General features: G+C 71.9%; 6 protein-coding genes and 2 pseudogenes. 3 read left to right on the top strand and 5 right to left on the bottom strand.

Annotated elements, in window-relative coordinates; all coding sequences use genetic code 11:
• Both I0Q12_RS27365 and I0Q12_RS27360 read left to right on the top strand, forming a co-directional pair.
• A pseudogene (locus I0Q12_RS27365) lies at positions 1-274 on the top strand (energy-coupling factor transporter transmembrane protein EcfT); the annotation flags it as partial.
• 20 nt (positions 275-294) lie between these two features.
• Positions 295-1,509: a GNAT family N-acetyltransferase gene (locus tag I0Q12_RS27360; RefSeq protein ID WP_197256547.1), complete on the top strand. Its 1,215-nt coding sequence runs from the start codon at positions 295-297 to the stop codon at positions 1,507-1,509.
• Positions 1,510-1,544: 35 nt separating this feature from the next.
• On the opposite strand, the gene I0Q12_RS27355 is transcribed toward I0Q12_RS27360, so the two are convergent.
• Genes I0Q12_RS27355 through I0Q12_RS27335 form a run of 5 tightly spaced genes read right to left on the bottom strand, consistent with a single transcriptional unit; the run spans position 1,545 to position 4,092 of the window.
• Complete coding sequence (locus I0Q12_RS27355; RefSeq protein WP_197256545.1) at positions 1,545-2,108, bottom strand: hypothetical protein; 564 nt, start codon at positions 2,106-2,108, stop codon at positions 1,545-1,547.
• Positions 2,105-3,118 (bottom strand): Asp23/Gls24 family envelope stress response protein, encoded by a 1,014-nt coding sequence (locus tag I0Q12_RS27350; protein ID WP_197256544.1) that lies wholly within the window; start codon positions 3,116-3,118, stop codon positions 2,105-2,107. Before I0Q12_RS27350 ends, I0Q12_RS27355 begins: the two co-directional genes overlap by 4 nt.
• Positions 3,111-3,290: a DUF2273 domain-containing protein gene (locus tag I0Q12_RS27345; protein WP_197256555.1), complete on the bottom strand. Its 180-nt coding sequence runs from the start codon at positions 3,288-3,290 to the stop codon at positions 3,111-3,113. Before I0Q12_RS27345 ends, I0Q12_RS27350 begins: the two co-directional genes overlap by 8 nt.
• A gap of 11 nt (positions 3,291-3,301) precedes the next feature.
• Positions 3,302-3,628, bottom strand: coding sequence for an Asp23/Gls24 family envelope stress response protein (locus I0Q12_RS27340; RefSeq protein ID WP_197256553.1), 327 nt, complete (start codon positions 3,626-3,628; stop codon positions 3,302-3,304).
• A gap of 2 nt (positions 3,629-3,630) precedes the next feature.
• Positions 3,631-4,092, bottom strand: coding sequence for an Asp23/Gls24 family envelope stress response protein (locus tag I0Q12_RS27335; protein WP_197256541.1), 462 nt, complete (start codon positions 4,090-4,092; stop codon positions 3,631-3,633).
• Between the two features lie 222 nt (positions 4,093-4,314).
• Here I0Q12_RS27335 and I0Q12_RS34990 point away from each other — a divergent pair.
• Positions 4,315-4,455 (top strand): annotated as a pseudogene (locus I0Q12_RS34990) (FAD-dependent oxidoreductase); the annotation flags it as partial.

Raw genomic sequence — 4,455 nt, 5'->3', positions numbered from 1 at the left:
GTCCATCCGGGAGGAGTTGCGCATGGTCTTCGCGGCCCGTGCGCTGCGCGGCCGTCCCGGTGTGCCGACCCCGCGCGGGCTGTGGCACCAGGTCGTCGACGCCGTCGGAGCCGTCGTGTCGGTGTCGCTGCGTCAGGTCCGCGACCTCGGCGACGCACTGGCGGTCCGGGGGCGGCGGACCGTGGTGCGGACCCGGCCGCGTCTGGGAATCGGGGATCTCGTGACGGTGGTGGCGGTCGCCGCCGCGTGCACGGTGATGGCCGTCTGGGGATGAGCGATCCGTAGGCTGCCGCCATGCCCGAGATTCGCGTCCTCGACACCGAACCCGATCTCATCGCATCGTCGAACCTGTTCCGCACCGCCATGGTCGGCCTGCCCGCCGTGCCCCCGTACGAGCCGGGGCAGATCCGGGAACTGCTCGAACCAGGGCGCACACTCGGCGCATTCGTCGACGGCGTCATGGTCGGGACCGCGGATTCGGCGACCAGCGGCCTGATCCTGCCCGGTGGCCGGAGGGTGCCGCATGCCGCGGTCACCCACGTCGGGGTCCTGCCCACCCACACCCGCCGCGGGGTGCTCACCGCGCTGATGCGTCACCAGTTGCACGACGCCCGCGACCGCGGCGAGGTGGTCGCGACCCTGCGCGCCTCCGAGGCGACCATCTACGGCCGCTTCGGGTACGGGGTGGCGAGCACGTCGCACACCCTCGAGCTGGACGTGCGGCGAGCGCGACTGCTTCCGTCGGTGGCCGGGGGAGGACCGGTGCGGCTGCTCGAGCCGGGTGCGGTGTGGGACGTGCTGCCGCGGATCGTCGACACGCACCCGTCGACACGGCCCGGCACCATCGACCGCATCCCGCTGTGGTGGCGCGGTCGCGAGTTGATGGCACAGGCCGGTAGCGGGCCGAATTATGTTGCTGTCCACGGTGATCCGGGTTCGGAGGACGGGTTCGTCCGGTACCGGCCGATCGGCACCGACCGCTGGTTCGGCGGCCGCGACCGCACCGTCGTCGTCGACGACTTCTACGCCCCGACCCGCACCGCCTATCTGGGACTGCTCCGGTTCCTGCTCGCGCTCGATCTGGTCGACATCCTCGTGTTCAGCGCCGTGCCGGAGGACGATCCGCTGCCGTGGCTCCTGACCGACCGGCGCGCGGTGCGGTTGCGCAGCGCCGACGACGAGACGTGGCTGCGGATCCTCGACGTACCCGCCGCGCTGGATCACCGGGTCTTCGACGGGGACGCCGCGGTGCGGATCGGGGTCGTCGACGAGCTGCTGCCGGAGAACACCGGCACCTATCGGATCGCCGCGACCGGAAGCTGCCGCACGGACGCCGCACCGCAGGTGGAGGTGGAGGTCGCGACGCTTGCCGCGGCGCTGCTCGGCGGAACCCGATGGCACCGGCTCGACCGTGCCGGACTGGTCCGTGTGCACGACGACTCGGCGCTGCCGCAGCTCGAGCGGTTGTTCGCGACCACTGAGGCGCCGTTCGCCGGGGTGATGTTCTGAGGCGCCGTTCGCCGGGGTGATGTTGTGACGGTGTCCTAACGGATCTCGGTGGCCGGGTCCAGGTGCAGCAGCACCTGGGTGGCGACCCGTGCCCCGCCGAGCGCCCGGGCCGCGCGCTGCGCGGTGTCCTCGGCGCTCGCGGTGAACTCGGCGACGTCGATGTTCGGGTCGGCGTGCACCGTCACCGACAGGGTCGGCAGATGCCGCTCGACGACCGCCCGGCTCCGCACCGACCGCACCCCCGGCAGCGCCGCGAGTTCGGCGGCGACCCCGTCGGCGACGGGGCCGAGTTCGACGCCGAGCGTCGCGTCCGTGACCTGGTCGTAGAGCTGCACGGTGGAGGTGCGGCGCCGCGACAGGTTCACCACGAGCAGCACGATTCCGACGGTCAGGCCCACCGCGACCGCGCCCCACAGCGCCGCCGTCCACCACGGCTGGTCGGGCACGTCGATGACGCGGGGCCGGTCGAGCCGCGCGAGGGAGTCGCGGGTGAACGGCACCCGGCCCACCCACGCCAGGGCGAACGCCCCCAGGCCGAGCAGCGCGAGTCCGACGGCGAACGTCACGAACCGATTGACCAGGACGGTGCGCAGTTTCACCGGTTCACCTTCACGACGAGGGGGATCGGCTCCGCGAGCAGGGCCAGGTTCGGTTCCACCGCGGCCCGGACCGCGGCGGTGAGATCGGCGACCGGGGTTTCGTCCTCCACGGTGATCCGGACGACGGCGCGGCGCCGGTCGACGACGGTGCGGGCGGTCGCCACCCCGCTCAGGGACGACGCGTGGGCACTGCACATGCGGGCCAGGTCGGTGCGCCGCATCCACACCGTCGCGACCGGCCCGGCGACCTGCAACGGTAGGTGGGTGCGGCGCCGCGGTTTGCAGGCGACCGCGAGTAGCACGACCCCGACGGCGACGCACGCCGCGGCGGCCACGGGGATCCACGGCTCCCAGTGCAGCCGCCCGAACCACTCGAAGGAGTTCCGCAGCCACGGTGCGCCGCCGTAGGTGCCCCGCACGATGAGCAGTTCCCGCGCGGCGGTGAACGCCAGGATCAGCGCCGCGACGGCGATGAGCGCCGCCGCGGGAGCAGCGGCCGGGTAGGCGAGCGGCGGCAGCGGCGCGACGACGGGAACGGGGGTGCGCGGTTCCGTGCGGCCGGCGACGATGTCCGATTCGAGGTACTCGACGGGAATCGCCGCGTCGCTGTCCGCGTCCTCGGGGACGGCCGTGGCGGCGACGACCACGTTCAGTTCGTGCACGGACAGGCCGGTGAGTTCGCGCAGTTGCCGTTCCACCGAATCGTGCACGCGGCGGGTGAGCATCGCCGCGTCGTACGGCCATTCGGCGGCGACGTACAGGTTGACGGCGACGGCGTTGCCGCCCGTGGTCACGTCGGCGCGCGGCAGTTCACGGCCGGTGAGGAGGCTCAGACCGCTGCTGCGCCGGACCACACCGGGAACCTGCAGCGCTGCGGCGGTGGCGATCCGCGCGACCGCGCGGTCCTTGATGAGGAGCGAACCGCGGTGGCTGCGGGTGTCCTCCGGTGCGGGCTCGGCCGGTGTCTGTGCGTGCGGCTCGGCCGCGGTCTGCGTGTGCTGCTCAGCCACGACCCCGGCTCCTGAGCAGGGCACCGAGGTCGAGCAGGCCGTCGCGGTGTGCGCCGATCGCCATGCCGAGGGCGCCGAGCAGTACCGCGAACAGCAGGCCGCTGAATCCGCCGATGATGCCCGCGATGGCCAGCAGCAGTCCGGCGAGGAGACCGATGACGGTGTTGTTGATGGGCGTGTGGTTCACGGTGCCGCCTCTGTGCGCTCGTAGGGCTCTGTGTGCTCGTCGGTCTGCAGATCCTCGATCGTCACCTGCACCGGCACCGCGACCATCGGGGCGATCCGCGCGTGCACCGCCTCGGCGACCGCGGGCAGATCCGCCGGGTAGCGGGCCACGATGTGCACCGCGCACAGGTCCGCGCCGATCCGGATGCCCTCGATGCGCCGGCCGGGCAGATAGGTCGCGATCTCGCCGAAGACGCCACCGTGCAGTCCCGCGACACCGGGGACCGCGAGCGCGGCCTCGGCGACGCGTTCGGCAAGTTCCGCCGTGGGCGGCGTCCCGGCGATCGTCACTGCACTCGCGGCTTGGCGTCGTCGACGAGACCGGCGGCTTCGTCGGGCAGCACGACGTCGAACACGGTGATGTTGACCTCGGTGACTTCGAGACCGGTCATCCGTTCGACCGCGCCGATCACGTTGTGGCGGATGGCGACCGCGAGTTCGTGCAGTGCCACGCCGTATTCGGCGATGATGCCGATGTCGATCGCGGCCTGCTTCTCACCGACCTCCACGGCGACACCCTGACCGTGGTTGATGCGCGCGCCGGGGATCCGGTCGCGCAGCGCCCCCACGACGCGGGTGGTGCCGGCGCCGACGTCGAACACGCCGCTGATCTCGCGGGTGGCGATGCCGGCGATCTTGGCGACGACGGCGTCGGCGATGATCGTGCGGCCCTGTGTGTCGACGGGGCCGGGCGAGACGCCGGCGCCGAACTGTACGCGGCTGATTCCTGCGCCGCTGTCGCTGGTCATGAAGGACTCCTCGGAAGCGCTGCCGGTGTGTCCGTGGTCGACTCCGTTGTCTGCACGTTGTCCTCGACTCTAGTGACTCCCGGGACCGGATGGGACGCGCGTGGGGCGGTGTTTCCCGGACCGGCTGCCGAAGCGTAGGACTGTCGCCCGTGATCACCGTTTGGTAGAAAAGTTGAACGGTATCGAGGGTGACCGGCGTCACCACTATCGAAGGATGAATACGTGTCGACTGATCATGTGACCGAGGGCGGGACGGGGAGGGTCGTCGTCGTCGGCGCCGGTCTGGCCGGGGTTCGGACCGCCGAGGAGCTGCGGCGGGCCGGATTCGACGGTGAGATCGTCCTGGTCGGTGCGGAGCCGCAC

The organism is Rhodococcus sp. CX (assembly GCF_015865005.1).
In the GTDB taxonomy this organism is placed as follows: Bacteria; Actinomycetota; Actinomycetes; order Mycobacteriales; family Mycobacteriaceae; genus Rhodococcus.
This window is presented reverse-complemented; position numbering and strand designations above follow the sequence as displayed.

Coding starts and splice junctions, on each gene's coding strand:
- I0Q12_RS27335 (WP_197256541.1), bottom strand. CDS start 4,092: ATGACCAGCGACAGCGGCGCAGGAATCAGCCGCGTACAGTTCGGCGCC.
- I0Q12_RS27360 (WP_197256547.1), top strand. CDS start 295: ATGCCCGAGATTCGCGTCCTCGACACCGAACCCGATCTCATCGCATCG.